Source organism: Marivirga tractuosa DSM 4126, from assembly GCF_000183425.1.
In the GTDB taxonomy this organism is placed as follows: domain Bacteria; phylum Bacteroidota; class Bacteroidia; order Cytophagales; family Cyclobacteriaceae; genus Marivirga; species Marivirga tractuosa.
This window is the reverse complement of record NC_014759.1, coordinates 2,032,960-2,053,126: the sequence shown is the minus strand read 5'-3', so window position 1 is coordinate 2,053,126 and position 20,167 is coordinate 2,032,960. Positions and strand designations below refer to the sequence as shown.

General features: G+C 35.8%; 22 protein-coding genes and 2 tRNA genes. 13 read left to right on the top strand and 11 right to left on the bottom strand.

From position 1 onward, the window contains the following. Positions 1 to 365: 365 nt before the first annotated feature. The 6 genes from lgt to FTRAC_RS08580 form a co-directional block, all read right to left on the bottom strand. Positions 366 to 1,172, bottom strand: a complete 807-nt coding sequence (gene lgt, locus FTRAC_RS08610) for a prolipoprotein diacylglyceryl transferase (RefSeq protein WP_013453848.1) — start codon at positions 1,170 to 1,172, stop codon at positions 366 to 368. Then, on the bottom strand, positions 1,173 to 1,640 hold the full coding sequence (locus FTRAC_RS08605; RefSeq protein WP_013453847.1) for an Lrp/AsnC ligand binding domain-containing protein: 468 nt from the start codon (positions 1,638 to 1,640) through the stop codon (positions 1,173 to 1,175). Between the two features lie 874 nt (positions 1,641 to 2,514). Further along, the gene (locus tag FTRAC_RS08595; RefSeq protein ID WP_013453846.1) at positions 2,515 to 2,778 is read right to left on the bottom strand and encodes a hypothetical protein; all 264 of its coding nucleotides are present in this window, start codon (positions 2,776 to 2,778) and stop codon (positions 2,515 to 2,517) included. Positions 2,779 to 3,087: 309 nt separating this feature from the next. Further along, positions 3,088 to 5,682, bottom strand: coding sequence for an ATP-dependent Clp protease ATP-binding subunit (locus tag FTRAC_RS08590; protein WP_013453845.1), 2,595 nt, complete (start codon positions 5,680 to 5,682; stop codon positions 3,088 to 3,090). A gap of 90 nt (positions 5,683 to 5,772) precedes the next feature. Then, a complete protein-coding gene (locus FTRAC_RS08585; RefSeq protein WP_013453844.1) occupies positions 5,773 to 6,402 on the bottom strand; it encodes a WbqC family protein in 630 nt (209 codons plus the stop codon). A gap of 23 nt (positions 6,403 to 6,425) precedes the next feature. Continuing rightward, the gene (locus FTRAC_RS08580; RefSeq protein ID WP_013453843.1) at positions 6,426 to 7,049 is read right to left on the bottom strand and encodes an L-threonylcarbamoyladenylate synthase; all 624 of its coding nucleotides are present in this window, start codon (positions 7,047 to 7,049) and stop codon (positions 6,426 to 6,428) included. Between the two features lie 93 nt (positions 7,050 to 7,142). On the opposite strand from FTRAC_RS08580, the gene mltG reads away from it, so the two are divergent. From mltG to FTRAC_RS08540, 8 genes are all read left to right on the top strand, one after another. Continuing rightward, positions 7,143 to 8,177 (top strand): endolytic transglycosylase MltG, encoded by a 1,035-nt coding sequence (gene mltG / locus FTRAC_RS08575; RefSeq protein WP_013453842.1) that lies wholly within the window; start codon positions 7,143 to 7,145, stop codon positions 8,175 to 8,177. A gap of 3 nt (positions 8,178 to 8,180) precedes the next feature. After that, positions 8,181 to 8,585 carry an acyl-CoA thioesterase gene (locus tag FTRAC_RS08570; RefSeq protein ID WP_013453841.1) on the top strand — a complete coding sequence of 135 codons (405 nt, stop codon included), beginning with the start codon at positions 8,181 to 8,183 and terminating at the stop codon, positions 8,583 to 8,585. Then, positions 8,582 to 9,517 carry a YihY/virulence factor BrkB family protein gene (locus tag FTRAC_RS08565; RefSeq protein ID WP_013453840.1) on the top strand — a complete coding sequence of 312 codons (936 nt, stop codon included), beginning with the start codon at positions 8,582 to 8,584 and terminating at the stop codon, positions 9,515 to 9,517. The genes FTRAC_RS08570 and FTRAC_RS08565 overlap by 4 nt, the downstream gene beginning before the upstream one ends. A gap of 86 nt (positions 9,518 to 9,603) precedes the next feature. Continuing rightward, positions 9,604 to 9,688: transfer RNA gene (locus FTRAC_RS08560), tRNA-Ser, on the top strand. Positions 9,689 to 10,234: 546 nt separating this feature from the next. Next, positions 10,235 to 10,807 (top strand): Crp/Fnr family transcriptional regulator, encoded by a 573-nt coding sequence (locus tag FTRAC_RS08555; RefSeq protein WP_013453839.1) that lies wholly within the window; start codon positions 10,235 to 10,237, stop codon positions 10,805 to 10,807. A gap of 96 nt (positions 10,808 to 10,903) precedes the next feature. Continuing rightward, a complete protein-coding gene (locus FTRAC_RS08550; RefSeq protein ID WP_013453838.1) occupies positions 10,904 to 11,314 on the top strand; it encodes a hypothetical protein in 411 nt (136 codons plus the stop codon). Positions 11,315 to 11,325: 11 nt separating this feature from the next. Beyond that, positions 11,326 to 11,931 (top strand): START domain-containing protein, encoded by a 606-nt coding sequence (locus FTRAC_RS08545; protein WP_013453837.1) that lies wholly within the window; start codon positions 11,326 to 11,328, stop codon positions 11,929 to 11,931. Beyond that, positions 11,932 to 12,387 (top strand): DUF1772 domain-containing protein, encoded by a 456-nt coding sequence (locus FTRAC_RS08540; RefSeq protein ID WP_013453836.1) that lies wholly within the window; start codon positions 11,932 to 11,934, stop codon positions 12,385 to 12,387. It abuts the gene before it with no gap. Between the two features lie 612 nt (positions 12,388 to 12,999). Here the strand turns inward: FTRAC_RS08540 and FTRAC_RS08535 are convergent. Together FTRAC_RS08535 and FTRAC_RS08530 are read right to left on the bottom strand one after the other, a co-directional pair. Then, on the bottom strand, positions 13,000 to 13,296 hold the full coding sequence (locus tag FTRAC_RS08535) for a GIY-YIG nuclease family protein (RefSeq protein ID WP_013453835.1): 297 nt from the start codon (positions 13,294 to 13,296) through the stop codon (positions 13,000 to 13,002). Positions 13,297 to 13,369: 73 nt separating this feature from the next. After that, positions 13,370 to 13,442, bottom strand: a tRNA-Met gene (locus tag FTRAC_RS08530). A 110-nt stretch (positions 13,443 to 13,552) separates the two neighbouring features. On the opposite strand from FTRAC_RS08530, the gene era reads away from it, so the two are divergent. The 4 genes from era (at position 13,553) to FTRAC_RS08510 (ending at position 16,599) form a co-directional block, all read left to right on the top strand. Continuing rightward, positions 13,553 to 14,437: a GTPase Era gene (era, locus tag FTRAC_RS08525; protein ID WP_013453834.1), complete on the top strand. Its 885-nt coding sequence runs from the start codon at positions 13,553 to 13,555 to the stop codon at positions 14,435 to 14,437. 64 nt (positions 14,438 to 14,501) lie between these two features. Continuing rightward, positions 14,502 to 14,888 carry a four helix bundle protein gene (locus FTRAC_RS08520; RefSeq protein WP_245546040.1) on the top strand — a complete coding sequence of 129 codons (387 nt, stop codon included), beginning with the start codon at positions 14,502 to 14,504 and terminating at the stop codon, positions 14,886 to 14,888. A gap of 55 nt (positions 14,889 to 14,943) precedes the next feature. Further along, positions 14,944 to 16,251, top strand: coding sequence for a ribosome biogenesis GTPase Der (gene der, locus FTRAC_RS08515; protein WP_013453832.1), 1,308 nt, complete (start codon positions 14,944 to 14,946; stop codon positions 16,249 to 16,251). A 66-nt stretch (positions 16,252 to 16,317) separates the two neighbouring features. Beyond that, on the top strand, positions 16,318 to 16,599 hold the full coding sequence (locus FTRAC_RS08510) for a YtxH domain-containing protein (RefSeq protein WP_013453831.1): 282 nt from the start codon (positions 16,318 to 16,320) through the stop codon (positions 16,597 to 16,599). Between the two features lie 58 nt (positions 16,600 to 16,657). Here the strand turns inward: FTRAC_RS08510 and FTRAC_RS08505 are convergent, their stop codons facing one another. Next, entirely contained in the window at positions 16,658 to 17,734 is a 1,077-nt protein-coding gene (locus tag FTRAC_RS08505; RefSeq protein ID WP_013453830.1) for a 3-oxoacyl-ACP synthase III family protein, read from the bottom strand. A 29-nt stretch (positions 17,735 to 17,763) separates the two neighbouring features. Beyond that, a complete protein-coding gene (locus FTRAC_RS08500) occupies positions 17,764 to 18,354 on the bottom strand; it encodes a TetR/AcrR family transcriptional regulator (RefSeq protein ID WP_013453829.1) in 591 nt (196 codons plus the stop codon). Positions 18,355 to 18,644: 290 nt separating this feature from the next. On the opposite strand from FTRAC_RS08500, the gene accD reads away from it, so the two are divergent. Further along, positions 18,645 to 19,484 carry an acetyl-CoA carboxylase, carboxyltransferase subunit beta gene (gene accD / locus FTRAC_RS08495; RefSeq protein WP_013453828.1) on the top strand — a complete coding sequence of 280 codons (840 nt, stop codon included), beginning with the start codon at positions 18,645 to 18,647 and terminating at the stop codon, positions 19,482 to 19,484. Positions 19,485 to 19,572: 88 nt separating this feature from the next. On the opposite strand, the gene FTRAC_RS08490 is transcribed toward accD, so the two are convergent. After that, complete coding sequence (locus tag FTRAC_RS08490; protein WP_013453827.1) at positions 19,573 to 20,091, bottom strand: hypothetical protein; 519 nt, start codon at positions 20,089 to 20,091, stop codon at positions 19,573 to 19,575. Positions 20,092 to 20,167 lie beyond the last annotated feature (76 nt).

Genomic DNA, 20,167 nt, shown 5'->3' with positions numbered 1-20,167 from the left:
TTATTTTGGAATGGTATTGAGTTTTAAGTACGTATTGCAAGTCTACCTAAGCACACGCGACACGCGTGCGCTAACTTTCGGATATTCTTCACTATTTACCATAAGTTCCAGAGGAACGACCTTATGAGATATGAATTAGCCCCAAGTTCTCAATGAGAGTCTCATTTAAACATGACTTTTAAAAAAGAAGACTATGATTTTATTGAAACTTTTTAGGCAATAAGGTCGCTCCTACGGAGCTTTGGAAATGTCTATAGTTTAAAGTTACCATAATTAGGCTCCTATGGAGCCATAAACAGGCAGTATATGGTATTTATGAATTGCTTACTCCGCTGGCGCATGCGTGTCGCGTGTGCCAAGTAGAATTAATATCTCCTCTTCACCCCAAACCAAATAAATACTAATCCTAAAATAACATAAGGAATACTTAGCCATTGCCCCATATTAAGAGCCATATTGGCTTCGAATGCAGACTGGTCTGCTTTTACGAATTCTATAAAAAATCTAGCTGTGAACATTAAAACTAGCATCAACCCTAAAGTAAAACCTTTTTGGAATTTTTGCTTTTTGTCTAACCAAAATAATATTCCGAATATCACTAAATAGGAGAGGGCTTCATATAATTGTGCTGGGTGACGTGGAATATTGTCAATATTTTTAAAAATAAAAGCCCAGCTTACATTGGTGGGATTACCGTAAATTTCAGAATTCATTAAGTTACCTAATCGAATACAAACCGCAGCCAAAGGAATCACTAAGGCAATGGTATCCAAAATCCAGAGTTTGGAGATTTTTTCTCGCCAGGCAAAAATTAACAGAGCAACAATAACACCTACACCTCCGCCATGGCTCGCCAATCCACGATAACCAATAAATTCGAAAGAAGGAGAAAAACTGAAAGGTAGCAGAATTTCCAATAAATGGTTTTGATAGTAATCCCAATCGTAGAAAATACAATGTCCTAATCGGGCACCGATGATGGTTCCTACTACCAAATAAACTGCAAGATTATCCAGCAGTTTTGTACTAACATCATCTCTTTTGAAACGCCATTTTACAAATTGATAGCCTAAAACAAAGCCCAATCCAAAGAGGACTGAATACCATCTTAATTGGTAAAAGCCAAAATCGATTAAAGTTCCATCGGGGTTCCAGATGATGTAGTTGAGCATTTATTTCCTATTTAATTGAACTTGTCTATTTATACTTTCCTCCAAAGATATAAAAGTCTCCGTTCTTTCAATTCCTTCTATAGGTTGAATAAAGTCATGTAGTATATTTTTTAAGTGATTAGTATCTCTGCAAACTATTTTCACAAACATAGAGTAGGCTCCTGTGGTGTAATGACAATCTACTATTTCGGGTATTGCCTTTAGAGCGGCTACCACCTCATCATATAAAGAACTTTTTTGCAGGTAAACACCCAAGAAGGCAGTTACGTCTAAGCCAAGTTTAGATAAGTCCACCTGCAACTGTGAATTTTTAATCAAACCTAATTTTTCCATTTTTCGCATTCTAACATGCACTGTGCCAGGCGAAACAAATACTTCTTCAGCTACTTCAGTGAAGGGCCTACGAGCATCCTGCATCAAGATGTTTAATATGGCTAAATCGGTATTATCAAGTTGATAATTTTCCATGGATTTGTAAGTCTGTAATTATTGATAAAGTAAACAAATATAAATAAAATTACGAATACTGTATTTATTATCAAATATTATTAAATAATATTTAACGTATTGATGTTTTTATTACCTTTGAAATATCAGAAAGGTAAAAAGTGCCTGGAAGATTAGATATTGTAAGGTGATGGAATTGGCAAACATGCCCTCCTGTCTCGGGGGTGGAGGTTTGGGATAAAGCACAGACATTTCACGATAATTTGCTTAGTTGTAGTTTATCGTGGAAACTGTTGCCTAACTACTCTTTGGAGGTTCGAATCCTCCCCTTACAGCCAAAGGCAAACAAACGGTTTGTAAAGATTGAAACAATGGATAATTGGAAAGCCCTGAGTCATTTTGACAAGGGGCTTTTTAAGAGTCTTTTATCTTGTAAGGTGATGGAATTGGCAAACATGCCCTCCTGTCTCGGGGGTGGAGGTTTGGGAAAAAGCGCAGACATTTCACGATAATTTGCATTGCAGTTTATAGTGAAAACCTGTAGCCTAACTACTCCTTGGAGGTTCGAATCCTCCCCTTACAGCTAGAGTATACAAAAAAATAGCAAACAAACGGTTTGTAAAGATTGAAACAATGGATAATTAGAAAGCCCTGAGTTCTTTGATTAATCAGATATAGGATTCAATCACTGTGAAAAAAAGAATTAAAATTGTAAGGTGATGGAATTGGCAAACATGCCCTCCTGTCTCGGGGGTGGAGGTTTGGGAAAAAGCGCAGGTATCCCACGATAATTTGTACAACAGTTTATCGTGGAAACTGTAGCCTAACTACTCCTTGGAGGTTCGAATCCTCCCCTTACAGCTAAAACTCATCGTAGCTTTAGCTAAAGTGGGTGTTATCTATAAAGATAGATTCCGTTAAAATTAGATTTGCTCATTTTGCAAGTCTGCACTCCCTGCGCTATGAAATTGAACAGGATTTCTTTTGCGGTATCCATATCGCAAAATTGATATAATATTTCTTCCTGAACATCCAATCTTGAAATTCTCTCCAAAGAAGCAATTCCGATTTTCCATTCGTTATATGGGGTATTACTTAATTCTATTTGGTTGCTGAATTTTTCAATAATATTGGTTTTGTTCACGGTGGTCGTATGCATGATTTAGTGATTTTGTATAATGTAAATCTCGCTTAAATCCTTCATATTTCAAAATAACTCTATATTTTATCGTTTAAGTGCAATGTTTAGGCTACCAGTGTCATTAATGAAAGGATGTATACTGTGATTTACAGATGTAAGTTTTGGTGGGGTTGAAGGAATTTAGGTTGATAGATTGTCCTGTATTTTAATCGAATATTGAAATGGATAGATTCCTTTCTTCAAAGGAATAGCCTGTCCCGCACAATAAGTCGGGAACGCACTGAAAAAAGGAAGCAGAAATATGATTTGCAAAAAAAAAGAGGCTGATTAATCAGCCTCTTTTTTGTTTTCTTGGTTAGTATCCTCTTTATCTTGGTCTTTCTTGTTCTTTTTTTCTTCTTTCTTCTTTTTCTTCGATTTAATAAAGAGTGTTTCTGCTTTACCATCATGATCTGCTATGATGGAGTCACCAATTTTTATATTTTCGTTTAAGATCTCTTCCGCAACTAAGTCTTCCAGATATTTCTGGATGGCTCTGTTCAATGGTCTTGCACCATATTGCTGATCATATCCTTTCTTGGATAAGAAATCTTTAGCTGCATCAGTTAAATCAATATCATAACCTAATGACAACATTCTGTCAAAGACTTTTTTCAATGAGATATCAATGATTTTATGCAAATGCTCTCTTTCAAGATGGTTAAACACAATCACATCATCCAATCTATTCAAGAATTCAGGACTGAAAGCCTTTTTCAGTGCATTTTGAATAGTCGATTTCATCACCTCATTGGAGCTATCAGCTTTGGCGCTACTTGCGAATCCAATTCCTGCACCAAAATCCTTTAAATCACGAACCCCAATGTTAGAAGTCATGATAATAATGGTGTTTCTAAAGTCTACTCTTCTTCCCAGCCCATCAGTTAAGATACCGTCATCCAGAACTTGCAACAATAAGTTGAAAACATCTGGGTGCGCTTTTTCAATCTCATCCAACAGAACAACTGAATAAGGCTTTCTTCTTACTTTTTCAGTAAGCTGACCACCTTCTTCATAGCCAACGTAGCCCGGAGGCGCTCCTACCAATCTCGATACAGAGAATTTCTCCATATATTCACTCATATCAATTCTGATAAGCGCATCTTCCTTATCAAATAGATAAGTAGAAAGAACTTTTGCTAGCTCAGTTTTACCAACACCAGTCGGGCCTAAGAAAACGAATGAACCAATCGGCTTTTTCGGATCTTTTAAGCCAATTCTTGTTCTTTGAATAGCTTTAGAAAGTTTTCCAATTGCTTCATCCTGACCGATAACTTGCTTTTTCAAATCATCACCCATTCCTTTCAGCTTAACGCTTTCATTTTGAGCTACTCGCTTGGTTGGAACACCCGTCATCATAGCAATAACTTCCGCAACATTTTCTTCTTTTACGGTGTATCGCTTAGCTTTAGTGTCTTCCTCCCATTTTCTTTTTTCGCTCTCTAGCTCTTCGATAAGTTTTTTCTCTGTATCTCTAAGTCGAGCCGCCTCTTCGTATTTCTGACTTCTGACTACCTGATTCTTTTCTTTCTTGATATCTTCAATTGAAGCTTCAAGTTTTACGATTGCATCAGGAACATGAATATTGTTCAAGTGAACTCGTGCACCTGCCTCATCCATTACGTCAATGGCTTTGTCAGGCAAAAATCTATCAGAAATATATCGATCACTTAATTTCACACATGATTCAATTGCCTCATCAGTGAAATTAACATTATGATGTTCTTCATATTTATCTTTGATGTTCATTAGAATCTCTCTCGTTTCCTCTGGCGTGGTAGCGTCTACCATTACCATTTGGAAACGTCTGGCTAATGCACCATCTTTTTCAATATATTGACGATACTCATCTAATGTTGTAGCACCAATACATTGAATTTCTCCTCTAGCTAATGCCGGTTTGAACATATTACTGGCATCCAAAGAACCTGAAGCGCCACCTGCACCCACTATGGTATGCAACTCATCAATGAATAAGATAACATTAGGAGATTTCTCCAACTCATTCATCACGGCTTTCATTCTTTCTTCAAACTGACCTCTATATTTTGTCCCAGCTACTAAAGAAGCCAAATCTAAGGTCACTACTCTTTTTCCAAATAGAACTCTGGAAACTTTTCGTTGAACAATTCTTAATGCTAAACCTTCAGCTATGGCGGTTTTACCAACACCTGGCTCACCAATTAAAATAGGGTTGTTCTTTTTTCTTCTGGATAATATTTGGGCTACACGCTCAATTTCTTTTTCACGACCTACGATAGGATCTAACTTATCTTCTTCAGCCATTTTAGTTAAATCGCGTCCGAAATTGTCCAAAACAGGAGTTTTAGATTTTTCGCTTGATTTAGATCCACCAGAACCAGATCCAGTATCTCTTGGTCCACCACCAAAAATTTTACCTGAGTCCTCATCGCTATCTTCCGTATCGGAAGAAGCCATAGGGTTTTGCGTTTGATATTCTAAAAGCTCTTTTATTACATCGTAATTCACATCAAATTTCTCCATTACTTGAGATGCAATATTGTCTTCATCCCGTAATATGGACAATAATAAATGTTCTGTTCCGATTAACTGGCTTTTAAAAATTTTAGCTTCCAAATAAGTAATTTTCAAAACTTTTTCGGATTGCTTCGTCAACGGTATATTGGCTAGATTTTTAACGTTGTTCGTTGCGGTTCCTCTTGTGCTTCGTTCTAATTCCCCTCGAAGTTCATCGAGCGAAACGCCAAGCTTTTTCAAGAGACTGATTGCCACACCTTCCCCTTCTCTTACCATTCCTAAAAGTAAGTGTTCTGTGCCAATATAGTCATGGCCTAATCTAAGCGCCTCTTCACGGCTCAAAGAAATTACCTCTTTTACTCTGTTTGAAAATTTTGCTTCCATATGCTTACTGCTCGATATTCTAACTTAATGCCCAAAGGCATATTTAAATGTAACTATTATAAAAACTAAATAAAAAACCTAAGGTTTAATTTATTTAAAATTTGACTGCTGAATGACAGTTTTTGCGTTTGGTCCTTCATTCATCAACAAATCTATAACACTCAAGTTCGGTTCAAAATTGTTGCCAAAACTCTGGCCGTAGGCTGTAGGTTTATAAAATTGATTTAAATAATCAGGTTTTTTAGGGTGTATTAACGACCTGGCATCCATAACGTTTCCCGAAACATTTTTTTCATAACTGTCACTTTCGGTGATTATCAATTTTTGCCCTGTGATTTTGAGACAAATTGTCAGTAAATCTAAATTCAAATCCCACAAAAAATCATATTCCTTTTCATAGATCGGTTTGAATTCATCCGCAAAGAATTCAAAGAACGGAGATTTACCATAACAAGTTTGAATGCTTCGCCAATGTTTTTTATTCCACTTTTGATCCTTATCTATTTTAATGTCTTTTGATTTTATTTTTTTATTAGCGCCCTGAAGCGGAACCGTCAAAACTTCAATCTGCTGGGAAGACAACAAGTGACACCGATTTCGATAAGTTTGCTTTTCAAAAAATTCCTCTGCTTCAAGTATCAATTTTTCTTTTCCCACCAGGCTTGAAAAAAAAGCTATGCAGGGTAAGTACTGTGCTTCTATTAAAATAGATGTATGCATTTAAAAAATGATTCCTCCGATAATTACAAAATGATTTCTCCTAAGCCTTCCCTTACAATTTCAGCAGGCTCCTTAGTGCAATCTATAACTGTTGACGGATTGTTATTCCCATATCCACCATCAATTACTACATCCACCAAGTTTTTGAAAGATTCATAAATTTCCTCTGGGTCGGTAGGATATTCCACTATATCGTCATTATCCTTTATGGAAGTGGTAATAAGTGGATTGCCCAGAGCTTTTACTAAAGCTATTGGGATATTGTTATTTGGAATCCTGATACCTACCGTTTTTTTGTTGGCGTTCACGATTTTTGGCACATTGCTGTTGGCCGGTAAAATGAAAGTAAAGGGTCCTGGTAAATTTTTCTTCATCAACTTAAAAGTAGGGGTAGAAAGATTTTTCACATAATCAGAAATGTGGCTCATATCTTCACAAATGAATGAAAGATTAATTTTTCCCGGCTTAATGTCTTTTACCCAGCAAAGCTTATCAATGGCTTTTCGATTGGTCAAATCACAACCCAGTCCATAAATAGTATCGGTAGGATAAATAATAACTGCCCCATCTTTTAAAAGATCAACTATTTGTTGGATTTTCCTTGGGTCAGGATTTTCTTCGAATAATTTGATAAATTCAGCTGCCATACACAATATTAATCAATTTGAAATTAAATAGAATAGTTCAAGCCCAAACAAAATTCTTAAATTTGCATTTTAAAATGTATCAATAAAAAATATATGCAGCGAAATAAATTTCTAATAGGCTTTGTGATAGTGTTTTCTATTCTTATCACTTCCTTTGTTTTCTATTTTTATCAAGTCTTTTTCTCCGAAAATATCTTGGTTGAGAAAGGAGATCAGTTGATTGTAATAGAAGAGGATATGGATTTTCAAGATTTGCAAGATATCGTTTATGATAAAGGAATAGTGAATGATATGTTATCTTTTAGTTTTGTAGCTAAGCTTTTGGATTACCAAGAAAACATGAAGCCTGGTCTTTATTTAATGAAAAAGGATATGACCAATCTTCAGGCAGTTAGGATGCTAAGGGCTGGAGAGCAAATACCCACCACTACTACTTTTAATAATGTTCGATTAAAGTCTGATTTGGCTGGGAAAATCACTGATAATTTGCAGGCAGATTCAGTAGAGTTTTTAGCCTTATTGAATAATGATTCTTTAGTAACTGCTTACGGATTTACTCAGGATAATATTTTGAGCATGTTTATCCCAAATACCTATGAAGTGTATTACACCATCTCAGAGCAGAGTTTGTTCGATAAAATGTATGCTGAATACCAGCGTTTTTGGACTGAAGAAAGAAAACGTAAGGCAGAAGTACTTGGGCTTTCGCCTACGGAAGTTAGTGCCCTGGCCTCCATTGTGCAGGCGGAAACGATTCAGCCGGACGAAAGACCTAAAGTGGCCGAGGTTTATTTAAATAGGTTGGAAAGAAATATGCTTTTGCAGGCTGATCCTGCTTTAGTTTATGCGGTCGGTGATTTTACTATTAAGAGGGTCTTAAATGTACACAAGGAAGTAGACTCACCGTATAATTTATACAGATACAAAGGATTACCACCTGGCCCCATTAATTTACCTGAAATTGAATCCATAGATGCAGTTTTGAATCCAGATGAGCATAATTATTTGTATTTCTGTGCGAAACCTGATTTTTCCGGATATCATGCTTTTGCAACCAACTTAAGGCAGCATAATGTCAATGCAAGAGCCTATCAAAATGCTTTAAATCGCTCAAATATTTATAAATAGTTTATGTATCAATTTGAACACAAATTACGGGTTCGCTATGCCGAAACCGATCAAATGGGTTATGTGTATTATGGAAACTATGCTACTTACTTTGAAGTAGCCAGAGCAGAGTCTATCCGAAGTTTAGGGTTGTCTTACAAAGAAATTGAAGAGGAAGGAGTAATTATGCCCGTATTGGAGAATTATTCAAAATATTTGAGACCGGCTCGATATGATGATGAATTGACTATTAAATTAACTATCCCTAAATTTCCTGATACCAGAATTCGATATGAGTATGAGGTATTTAAGGAAGATAAAATAATCCATAAGGGATATACTGTTTTGGTTTTTGTGGATAGAAATACAGGAAAACCCTGTCAAATGCCTGAAATATTAACTAAAATTATACATCCGTTTTTCGAATGAGGTTTAAGTATTTACGAATCATAATGTCCATAGGCTTTTTGAGAAGATTTATACACTTCTTAAAAAGAAAGCGCTTGAAAAGGAGTGGCGTTTCTTATTTTACTTTATTCAAGATCTTCATCCAAGAATTAAGCGATCATAATTTGATTGAAAGAGCAAATAATGTGGCTTTTCAATTTACATTAGCCATATTTCCTACTATTATCTTTTTGTTCACGCTTATCCCTTATTTGCCTATAGATAATTTACAGCAGGAGGTCATGAGCTTGTTAGAAGAAACCATGCCTGGGTCCGTTTACGAAGTGGCACAATCAACGATCGTTGATATTTTATCGAAGTCGAGGGGTGACTTGCTGTCTGTGGGTTTTATCTTTGCGCTTTATTTTGCTACTAATGGAACAAGTGCGTTGATGACTGCCTTTAATCAGACCTATCGAACAAAAGATAGTAGAGGGTTTGTGAAAGCCAAAGCCATTGCTATAGGTCTTACGTTTTTGTTGGCCTTTGTTCTAGTTACCTCTATTGTGTTGCTTATTGTAGCTCAACAAGTAATTTATTTCTTAGAAGATTTCGGTATTATAAGTGATAGCTTTGAAGTCTATATTTTCATAGGATTAAGATTTTTGGTTATATTTTTTCTTTTTCAAATTGCTATTTCAGTGATCTATTACTGGGCGCCTGCAATCCATAAAAGATGGCATTTCTTCAATCCGGGTTCTATTTTAGCAACCTTTTTATGTTTGGCGGTTTCTTTTGGCTTTTCCTTTTATATCAACAACTTCGGTACTTACAATAAGCTGTATGGTTCCATTGGAGCTTTGATTGCTATTATGATCTGGTTTTCCTTTTTGTCTTTATTTTTAATTGTAGGCTTGCAGTTGAATGTAAGCTTAGAGAAAGCGAGAATTAAGAATAAAATTAAAGCTGAATAATATTTTTTAGGATTCCGTTTGCACAAAAAATATTTTCACCTACATTTGCAATCCGATTCGCATAAAGCAGATCAATATTACATTTTAGAGGCGTGGCAGAGTGGTCGATTGCGTTGGTCTTGAAAACCAATGTACCGCGAGGTACCGGGGGTTCGAATCCCTCCGCCTCTGCAATAATCCAAACCCTGATAGTGAAAACTGTCAGGGTTTTTTTGTGTCTAAAAATAGTTGATTTCATAGTAAGGCGGGAGGAGAACCGGTTCGAAACCACAGGTTCACTACGGGATTGTGCGGCATGCCATGAGCGTATGAGTAATCACTCCGCCTCTGCAATTACCTAACCAAGATAACAAAAGTTGTCAGGGTTTTTTGTGGCTAAAAAAGGTTTTAATAGATATAGCTTTCAATGAAGCTTCTGACCTTCAGGAAGCTCACAAGTAATTCAGATCGAAATATTATTTTACAGGAGATGCTAATATTACTCATTACCAAGTTTTGTTTAGAATTGTGTGAGTTTATTAAGGTCATTGATTATTCTGACAATTTAATATTATTTCGGCTAGCTTGTGTTAAATTGGAATGCAAAATTGTTGATACAATTTAGCTATCAAAAATAGAATAATTATAGATATTAGTTTAGTTAATAGCGAATTGCTATGCTTAATAGATTTAATCTATAGCTTGTTTACACTAAAAAAATTGAATGTTTAGCACATAATGAATAACGTCATCTCATTCTTTAATAATATTCTTCAATTATCTAAACCAACTGTGGATTTGATGAAGGGACTATTTGTACCTGCTACTTTAAAAAAAGGGGAATACTTTATTGACAAAGGGCAGTATGCAAAAGAAATTGCCTTTTTAGAGTCAGGCTACGTACGAGCATACTACATCAATAATGAAGGTAAGGAATACAATAAGACGTTTTTTGCTGCCCCCACAATAATTGGATCCTATGCGGCCCTAATTAACAAACAACCTAATGTGGTTGCCCAGCAGGCACTAACTGACTGTAAAATCTGGAAAGCCTCCTTTAATAAAATTGAAGAGCTGTCTGCGAGCAATTTAGAGGTTGAAAGGCTAAGGAGAATTATTGCTGAAAGCTACTTTTTGAGCAATGAAAAAAAGGAAATAGAAATGGCCTTGCTGGATGCTGAAAAGCGTTATCAGATACTGCAGGAAGAATATCCTGAGATCGAATTGAAAATACCACAATATCACATTGCTGCATATCTTGGCATCAGCCCTACTCAACTTAGCAGAATACGAAAAAACCGAACGAAATAGGTTGTATTTCTTTACATATGTAAATGGAATAGAACACTATGGCTAGTTTCTTTGCAATATCATTTGTCAAGTTGATGACTACTAAATTTTATTGCAATGCAGAACAAAGAACTAACTCTCTTCAGGATACTTTTCATCATTTCAGCCATCTGGAACCTAATAGGTGCAATTTTCGGCTATTTCAATACGGCACATGCCTTCGAGTTTTTTTTTAATCGGGAACTTACAGACCCACTTTACTACAGCATCTATCAAGGTGCATGGGGAACAACACTGGTTTATTTTATTGGGTACTCCATAGTTGCCTACAATCCTCTAAAGCATACTGGCATCGTGATTGTTGGAGGTATAGGAAAAGTGGGGTTTGCCATCTCGCTGCTAAAGTTCTATTTATCGGGTATTGCTGGTCCCATAGTTTTTGTGGTCATTATTGGCGATTTGATTTTCGGCTTACTATTCCTCTATTATATCATTAGGCTTTACAAAACGAAGCAAAATATACTATAAAAGAAGAAATTATGCAGTTAAAAGCACCCATCTTATTCATAACCTCAATGGCTTTTTGTTTCATGGCTCATGCTCAATCAAACTGGGAGACGGCCATGAATAAAGATGACATAATTGTTTACACACGGGATGAGGAGCATTCAGATTTCAAATCTTTCAAAGCCATCACGGAGGTGAAAGGAACTTTGAATGAAGTGATCAAAGTATTGAAAGATGCCGATAACTACCAAGCTTGGTATGGATTTACGAAAACTTCCAAAGTGCTGAAAGAAGAAAAGAACGTCCAGTATAATTATGTAGAGACCATTTTTCCCTGGCCTTTTAGTAATAGAGACATGGTCTATAAAATGTCAATTAATAAATTGAATTCAAGAGAATTGCTTATTTCACTGGAAGGAATCCCAGACTTTATTCCTAAAAAAAATGGAATTACCCGGATGCAAAAAGCAAAAGGTACCCTATTGTTGAAATCAATAATTGATAAAGTCGAGGTTACCTATCAGTTTCATTCGGAGCCTGGAGATACTGTACCAGTGTGGCTTGCCAACAATTCTATTGCGGAACTCCCTTTTAAGACATTATCGGGGTTGAAAAAAATCCTTGAAAAGAACAAATAGATGATATCTGAAACATTATTACTTCTTTCTACGTGGAGCTTGCGAATTTTTTTGGGAGCACAAATAGCTGAAGGCTGCTTGATAGTTCCTTATTGGAAGAAGCTATCACCAGAGGAATTTTTTGACTTTTTCAGTACCAATGGTTATAAGCTGAAAAAGTTCTATGCTCCCTTAACCATTATTGCTACCCTTTCAACTCTATGTGTGGTCGCTTTCTTCATTTTTAAAAGATCAGAAGAACTACTAATTGTACTAGTGATGGGCAGTTCAACGCTTTGCTTTTTCTCCACTTATTTTGTGTTTTTCAAAAATGCTAATGAAAGTTTTTCTGAGAAAAGTATATCCCATAAAGATCTTGCATCAGAATTAAGAAGATGGGGTAACTGGCACTGGACTCGAGTTGCTTTTGAAAGTATCGCTTTTGTACTATCACTAGTATTACTTCTCAAATCTTAAAAGTATAAAAAATTCTATCACTATAAGCCAGCAGAATTATTTGCAAAGACTGATGCTAGAAAATACTTTGAGATGTCCAATTTACCTTTGTTCCCGCAATGGCTGGGATGGTCTTTTTTAATACACTTCTCTGTTCCTATCAATCAATAGCATCGATATACAGATTCCATCTTACCCATCCACGCCTATTGCGAATCTCCCTAAATAAGATGCGCTTTAGTGTTTAATTAGTTTTAACTAAAACTCAAACTTATGAAAACCATTGCACTTGATGCGCTTTCTTCTATGTTCTCCTAACGAGAAAAATTATAGCTCACGAATGAATTCGCAGACTATAGCTCTTTCTATCCGTCTAAAACATCGATAAGCCACGCTTTTAACCATGGCTAGAAAAAGTGCTAATCCGAACTTGTTTTATCGATTTAATTTTTTGATAAAAGCCTAACGAGCATTTTCATATGATTTTTGGCATAAAAAAACCAGTCTTAAGCTAAGACTGGTTAGTGATTTTAGTAGCGGGGACAGGATGCTGACGAAGCAAAGCTTGTCAGCATCAAGACAATTTCTGTCAAGAGCAGAAATTCGTCTTGGCTCGAATTGTTCAAGTGACAATCATGATAATTTCTGGATAAACAAAAGTTCATTTTGGGTTGCGAAGCCTTCACTGTATTTCAACATAAACTGGATTAATCTTTTTCTAGATAGGTTTTTAAGTTTATTTTCTAACAATAAAGCTTCAGACCTTGAATCTTTTTGGCCAGACCAAATAAATCTCCAAGGGCAACCAGCTTTAGTAGCTTTTTCACTACCGGCATTGTGTCTTTCAATTCTTTTTTGAATATTTTGCGTTTGCCCTTTGTAGAATTGGTCAAGTTTTTCAGAATAGATTATGTAGACAAAGCATTCCATTGCAAAATAAAATCTAAAAAAAAATCAAGACATAAAAAAACCAGTCTTGAGTAAGACTGGTTTGTGATTCTAGTAGCGGGGACAGGACTCGAACCTGTGACCTTTGGGTTATGAGCCCAACGAGCTACCAACTGCTCCACCCCGCGATATAAACTCTTGATTTGAACACTTTTTCTCGTGTTTCTCTCAAAAGGATTACAAAGGTATGATAAGGTTTTCGAAAAATCAAGTACCTTTGCAAAATAAATTTTAATTAATGTCAGAAAATCAGCATAAAGCCGGATTTGTAAGTATAGTGGGTAAGCCTAATGTGGGGAAATCCACCTTAATGAATGCATTAGTGGGTGAACGCCTTTCTATTATTACTTCTAAAGCTCAAACGACTCGTCATAGAATTATGGGGATTTTGAGTGGAGCAGACTTTCAAATTGTTTATTCTGATACGCCTGGCATTTTAAGTCCGCAATATGAGCTGCACAATTCCATGATGCGTTTTGTAAAAGCGGCACTTGAAGATGCTGACATCATGCTATTCGTAACAGATTTGTATGAAAAATATGAAGAAGGCGATGTATTGATCGACCGAATTAAAAATAGTGGAGTTCCGATTATCTTGATCATGAATAAAATCGATCAATCTAAAGGATCCCAAGCGCAAGATAAAATGAAATACTGGGCAGAAATTATTGAGCCCGATCATCAAATCATGGTCTCAGCTCTCGAAAAGGTTAATATAGATGGGCTTTTTAATAAATTGATGGATTTGTTGCCGGTTCATCCGCCATATTTTCCTAAAGAAGAAATGACGGATAAGCCGGAGAAATTCTTTGTGGAGGAAATCATTAGGGAAAAGATTTTTCAAAATTATAAGAAGGAAGTGCCTTACAGCTGTGAGGTGGTGGTGACAGAGTTTAAAGAAGATGAAACGATCATCAGAATAAGAGCAGAAATATATGTAGAAAGAAAATCCCAAAAGGGGATTATCATTGGTAAAGGTGGTGAAGCGATTAAAAAAGTAGGAATAGAATCCCGCAAGGATTTAGAAACTTTTTTCAATAAGCAAATTCACCTAGAGACCTTCGTAAAAGTAGAGCAAGATTGGCGGAAGAAAGACTTAAAATTGAAGCGATTTGGTTATTAGATAATTACGAATTATCAATTGGGAAATTTGAGATGACATTGATAGTTTTTATTAACTTCATCTCATGAAAAATTTTCAACTAAACATCCCCAAAATGAAATCGCAAAATGTAATTCAATTAAAAAGTTATCAATTTGCTCTAGAGGTTATTAGAATTGCTCAATTATTAAAAAAGGGAACTCATTTTGAGATATCCTCCCAGGTATTAAGATCAGGTACTTCTATCGGGGCAAATGTCGAGGAAGCGATTGGCGCTCAATCAAGGAAGGACTTTTTAGCTAAACTTTCAATTTCATACAAAGAAGCAAGAGAAACACATTATTGGTTAAGGCTAATAAAAGATTCTGGATTATTAGAAGCTAATACAGCATCAGTTATGATTGAGAAGTGTGAAGAAATATTAAAAATCATTGGTTCAATACAAAAAACTACAAAAGCGAAGATGGAATAAAGTTCAGTGCTCATTTCCAATTCGTAATTAAAAAATTATTAATTCGTAATTAAAAATGTCAAACATAGTAGCAATAGTAGGGAGACCGAATGTCGGTAAATCCACCTTTTTTAATCGTTTAGTGGAGCGCAAGCAGGCGATTATGGATAACGAATCGGGTGTAACGCGCGATAGACAGTACGGTGAGGCGCAATGGATTGGTAAAAAATTCACTGTGATTGATACAGGCGGATACGTGACTGGATCCAACGATATATTCGAAAAGGAAATAAGGAAACAGGTTAAAGAGGCTTTGAAAGAAGCTACCGTTATTCTTTTTATGGTTGATTGTCACACCGGTCTGACCGATATGGATAAAGATTTTGCCAATGTAGTAAGAGAAGTCGGTAAGCCTGTTTTTGTCGTAGCAAACAAAGCGGATAACACCGAAAAAAGCTATATGGCGGGTGAATTTTATAGCATGGGCTTCGATGAAGTGTTCAGTATGTCTTCAGCTAGTGGTTCTGGAACCGGAGAGGTTTTGGATGCAGTGGTAGCCCTTTTTCCTGAGGATGATCACAAAGATCCCTTTGAAGGAGTTCCAAGATTGGCAATTTTAGGTCGTCCAAATGCAGGAAAATCTTCCTTTTTAAATGCTTTGCTGGGAGATGAGCGAACTATTGTAACGGATATTGCAGGTACAACTCGTGATTCCATCAACACCCATTATAAATTATATGGGAAAGATTTTATTTTGACGGATACTGCAGGACTAAGGAAAAAGACTAAAACAAAGGATGATATAGAATTTTATTCAACTATCAGAGCTATTCAAGCTTTGCAAGATAGTGATGTCTGTATTGTCATGATTGATGCTACTCGTGGGTTTGAGTCCCAGGATATGCAAATTATTGGACTAGCTCATAAAAATAAAAAGGGCATCATGATTATGGTGAATAAGTGGGATTTGATTGAGAAGGATGGCAAGACTCATGATAAGTTCAAGAAGGAAATTCAGGAAAAACTAGGCCCATTAGATTACATCCCTATTATTTTTACTTCTGTAACTGAAAAGCAAAGGATATTCCAGGCGATAGAATTGGCCACTAAGATTTATTTTAGCAGAACCGAGAAAGTGACTACTTCTGCACTGAACGAGGCTATGTTAAAAGAAATTGAAAAATATCCGCCACCTGCATTAAAGGGTAAGCATATTAAGATTAAATACGCAACGCAGTTACCTACTTATACCCCTACTTTTGCTTTCTTCTGTAATCTACCGCAGTATATAAAACCGCCTTATGAGCGTTACTTAGAAAACAGATTAAGAGAGCATTTTGACTTTGAAGGGGTGCCTGTTAAGCTCGTATTTAGAAAAAAATAGTAAATATACTTTTGTCAGTCTTAATAATTAGATACATTTACACCTTAAACCATAATCTATTAAACTATGAAAAAATTATTCACATTATTTTTATTAGGTGCTTTTACATTAGCTGTAGTTGCATGTGATAACAAGAGCGAAAAAGAAGAAGCTAAAGAGCAAATGGAAGAATCTACTGAAGAAGTAAAAGATGCAGTAGAAGATGCAGCTGACGAAGTAGGTGATGCTGCTGAAGAAATGAAAGAAGATGTTGAGGAAAGTGTAGAAGATGGAAAGGAAAAAGCTGAGGATGTTGGTGAAGAAATGGAAGAAGCAACCGAAGAAGTTAAGGAAGAAGTTGAAGGGTAATACTTTCTCAATTTGAAGTTTTTAAAAGACCGCAATTGCGGTCTTTTTTTTTGTCAAATTACATTCTGTAAACTATGGCATTAATATGCATGCCAGCACCAACTGAGGCTAAAATAATGTCATCACCTTTTTTGATCTCATGTCCTTCAATTTCCCCTTTTAAAACCAAATCCAGCATAACCGGAACTGTGGCTACCGAATTATTACCAAATTTTTGAATGGTCATAGGCATCATATCCTTTGCTTCCAGCCTTAGCTCATATAATTGGCCTAATTTTCTCAAAATAGCTTCATCCATTTTCTCATTGGCTTGATGGATCAATACTTTTTGAATGTTTTCCATAAAAATTCCGGATCGTTTGAGGGAAGATTGTATTGCAGTTGCGACTTCATCCAATGCATACTCATAGATTTTTCTACCCTTCATTTTGATGTATCTGGCGTTATCATCCATATTGGGTTTATTGGATTTCCCCATAGCCAGATAATTTAATTCTTCATTGGCATCCGTTCTGTTAGCAAAGCCTAATATTCCTTTTCGATCGTCATCGTAAGAGGCAGAAACAATTGTTGCCCCTGCACCATCAGAAAATATCATTCCATCTCTATCATGTGGGTCAACGCATCTACTTAAAGTTTCGGCTCCTATCACCATAATGTTTCTGCAAAACCCACTTCTAATCATTTGATAAGCCTGAATTACACCTTGTACCCAGCCCGGGCACCCAAAAATCACATCATAACACACCACATCTGGATTTTTAATTTTTAATTTATGCTTCACTTTAGCAGCTAAGCTGGGCATATTGTCAATCCGGTTTGTACCAGCTTCTATATCGCCAAAATTTTGTGCGTATATAATGTAATCTAATTCTTCTTTGTCTATAGTGCTGTTTTTTAAGGCGTTTTCAGCAGCTAAATGACCTAAATCAGAGTTTAATTGATCATCACTGGCATATCTTCGTTCCTTTATCCCTGTTATCTTTTCGAATTTCTTGATTATTTCCTCATTAGGTATATCAAATGGCTTTCCATCTTCCATGAAGAATTCATGGTTTAGAAAATGCGCATTGGGTACTATGTTTTCTGGTACATAAGAACCTATTCCGTTAAAAACTATATTAGGTGTTTTCATAATTTTATGTTTGTGATATTATTGTCTTTTTAAATTCTTCTTACTGCATCCCAGCATGCATCTGCTGCTTGTTCTATCCGTTCCGCACTTAATTGTTGTTCATGGTCAATTTGTAATTTTGCCAAAGAGGTAATTGGTCCATACGATAGGGAAATGATGGTATAGACCGGCAAATCTTTCATGGCTTTTTCCCTTTTGGCTTCAATAAAAAACATCATGACCGGAGACATGATCATAAAGCTTTCCTCTCTTGTCAATTTGCTCATATAAGATGCATATCGGTGTTGTTCTATAAATTGAAAAGCTTTGGGATTATCCATGAAGTAATGGATTAAATTCATCCAAAGGTGCTTAAATCTAACCTTAAAACTTTTGCTTTCATCATAGTCAGATAGCATGGCATGCATCACGCGTCTTTTAATTTCTTTGAACAATTCGTTTATCAAATCTTCCTTATTCTCAAAATATCGATAAATCGTACCTGCGCCTATTCCTGCTTTTTCAGCGATCATCGAAATAGGGGTTCCATGAAAACCATTTTCAGAAATAAGATCTAAAGTGGTTTCCAATATCAATGTCTTTTTATCGAGTTTATTTTGTAATGCGGAATGAACGTTCATTCCGTAAATTTGGTGGGTTTATATTTCCCAACAAAATTTTTAGCATTATTTTTAATGCCCTGTAAATCAGTTACTAACGTTTGTTAGGTGGTATTGATGGTGTTTGTCAATGTAAAGAACAAAGTAAACCGAAAACAATATGTAATTTAAACGTTTTGTAAAAGATATAATGTAAATTTACTAATCAGGAAGGGTTTTAAACTTTTACTTTGGCAATTGACCATCAATTCATTTATCTTTGACCCTCCAACAAAAAACCTGTTATAGGTTTTGATAAAATTTGAAACAATATGGCTTGGTTTAAGCGACAAAATAAAGGGATATTAACTCCCACAGAAAATAAAAAAGAAGCACCAGACGGATTGTGGTATAAAACACCAGGTGGTAAAATCATTCACATGCGTGAGCTTAAGGAAAACGCTTATGTAAGTCCTGATGATGAATATCACGTTCGAATTGGTTCTAAAGAATATTTTGAGATTCTTTTTGATGACAATAAATTTACTGAGCTGGATAAAGACATGAGCTCCGCTGATCCGCTTGAATTTGTTGATAGCAAGCCTTATCCAGTTAGAATAAAACAATCTCAGGAGAAGACTGACTTAAAAGATGCAGTTCGAGCCGCTCATGGTACAATGAATGGAATGGATTTGTGTGTAGCCTGTATGGACTTCAGTTTTATCGGAGGTTCGATGGGTTCAGTTGTAGGAGAGAAAATTGCTCGAGCAATTGATTACTCCATCAAAAAGAAAATGCCATTCTTAATGATTTCTAAGTCAGGTGGTGCTAGAATGATGGAAGCAGGATTCTCGCTAATGCAAATGGCTAAAACCTCAGCTAAATTAGCCCAGCTTTCTGAGGCTAAAATTCCGTATATTTCTTTATTAACAGATCCGACCACTGGCGGTGTTACGGCATCTTACGCGATGTTGGGTGATTTTAACATTGCAGAGCCTGGTGCTTTAATCGGTTTTGCTGGACCAAGAGTAATCCGTGAAACCATAGGGAAGGATTTACCTAAAGGCTTTCAAAGTGCTGAATTTGTTTTAGACCATGGCTTTTTAGACTTTATAGTGGACAGAAGACAATTGAAAAATAAGTTAACTACTTTATTAAAGATGTTGAAATAAAAGTTAGTTAATTAGATCTTGTACATGCCATTCTGAACAAATGGCATTTTTTTTGCCTTTCCGAAAATCGGTGCTTTCTTTTATGATTTTAAATTTTTGAATTGATCTTATTGATGATCTTGGTGGCTCTTGATCTTAATCCTGGGGTTGGTTGACGCTCCATTTTTAGTTCTAATACTGCCTTTAAGGCCAATTGCAATTCCATTTTATTGACCAGAAGTTTTTCTAATACGCTCATTGAGAAAACTTGAATTGCTACTGCAGTTTTGTGGTCTTCTAGCTTTTCAAATGCTAGGTTTATCAAACCTTCATGGAGCTTTGGTGGTATTTCTACAAAATTTAGTATGCGCCATATGTTTCGCTCTAAACCTTCTAGTTTAGTGTTTTCTATAATTTTCGCCAGTTGACTAATATGTGTATGATTTAAAATACTTGGGGTTTTTTCGACCAAGTGGGTCATCAGCCAAGATGCTTGAAATTGTGTTTCCCTATTTTTAAGGAGATCAATTATTTCCTCTATAGAAATCCTGTCATTATTTACTGTTTGAATTAGATTTTCTATTCCCTCCTTGCTAATTCTAGTTTTTAATTTTGTTCTCAAATCCATAATTCATGTCTATAATTTTATTACCAAGGGTCACAACTTGTCCCGTATTTACTGGGATGCCCCAAAGGGATCCCTA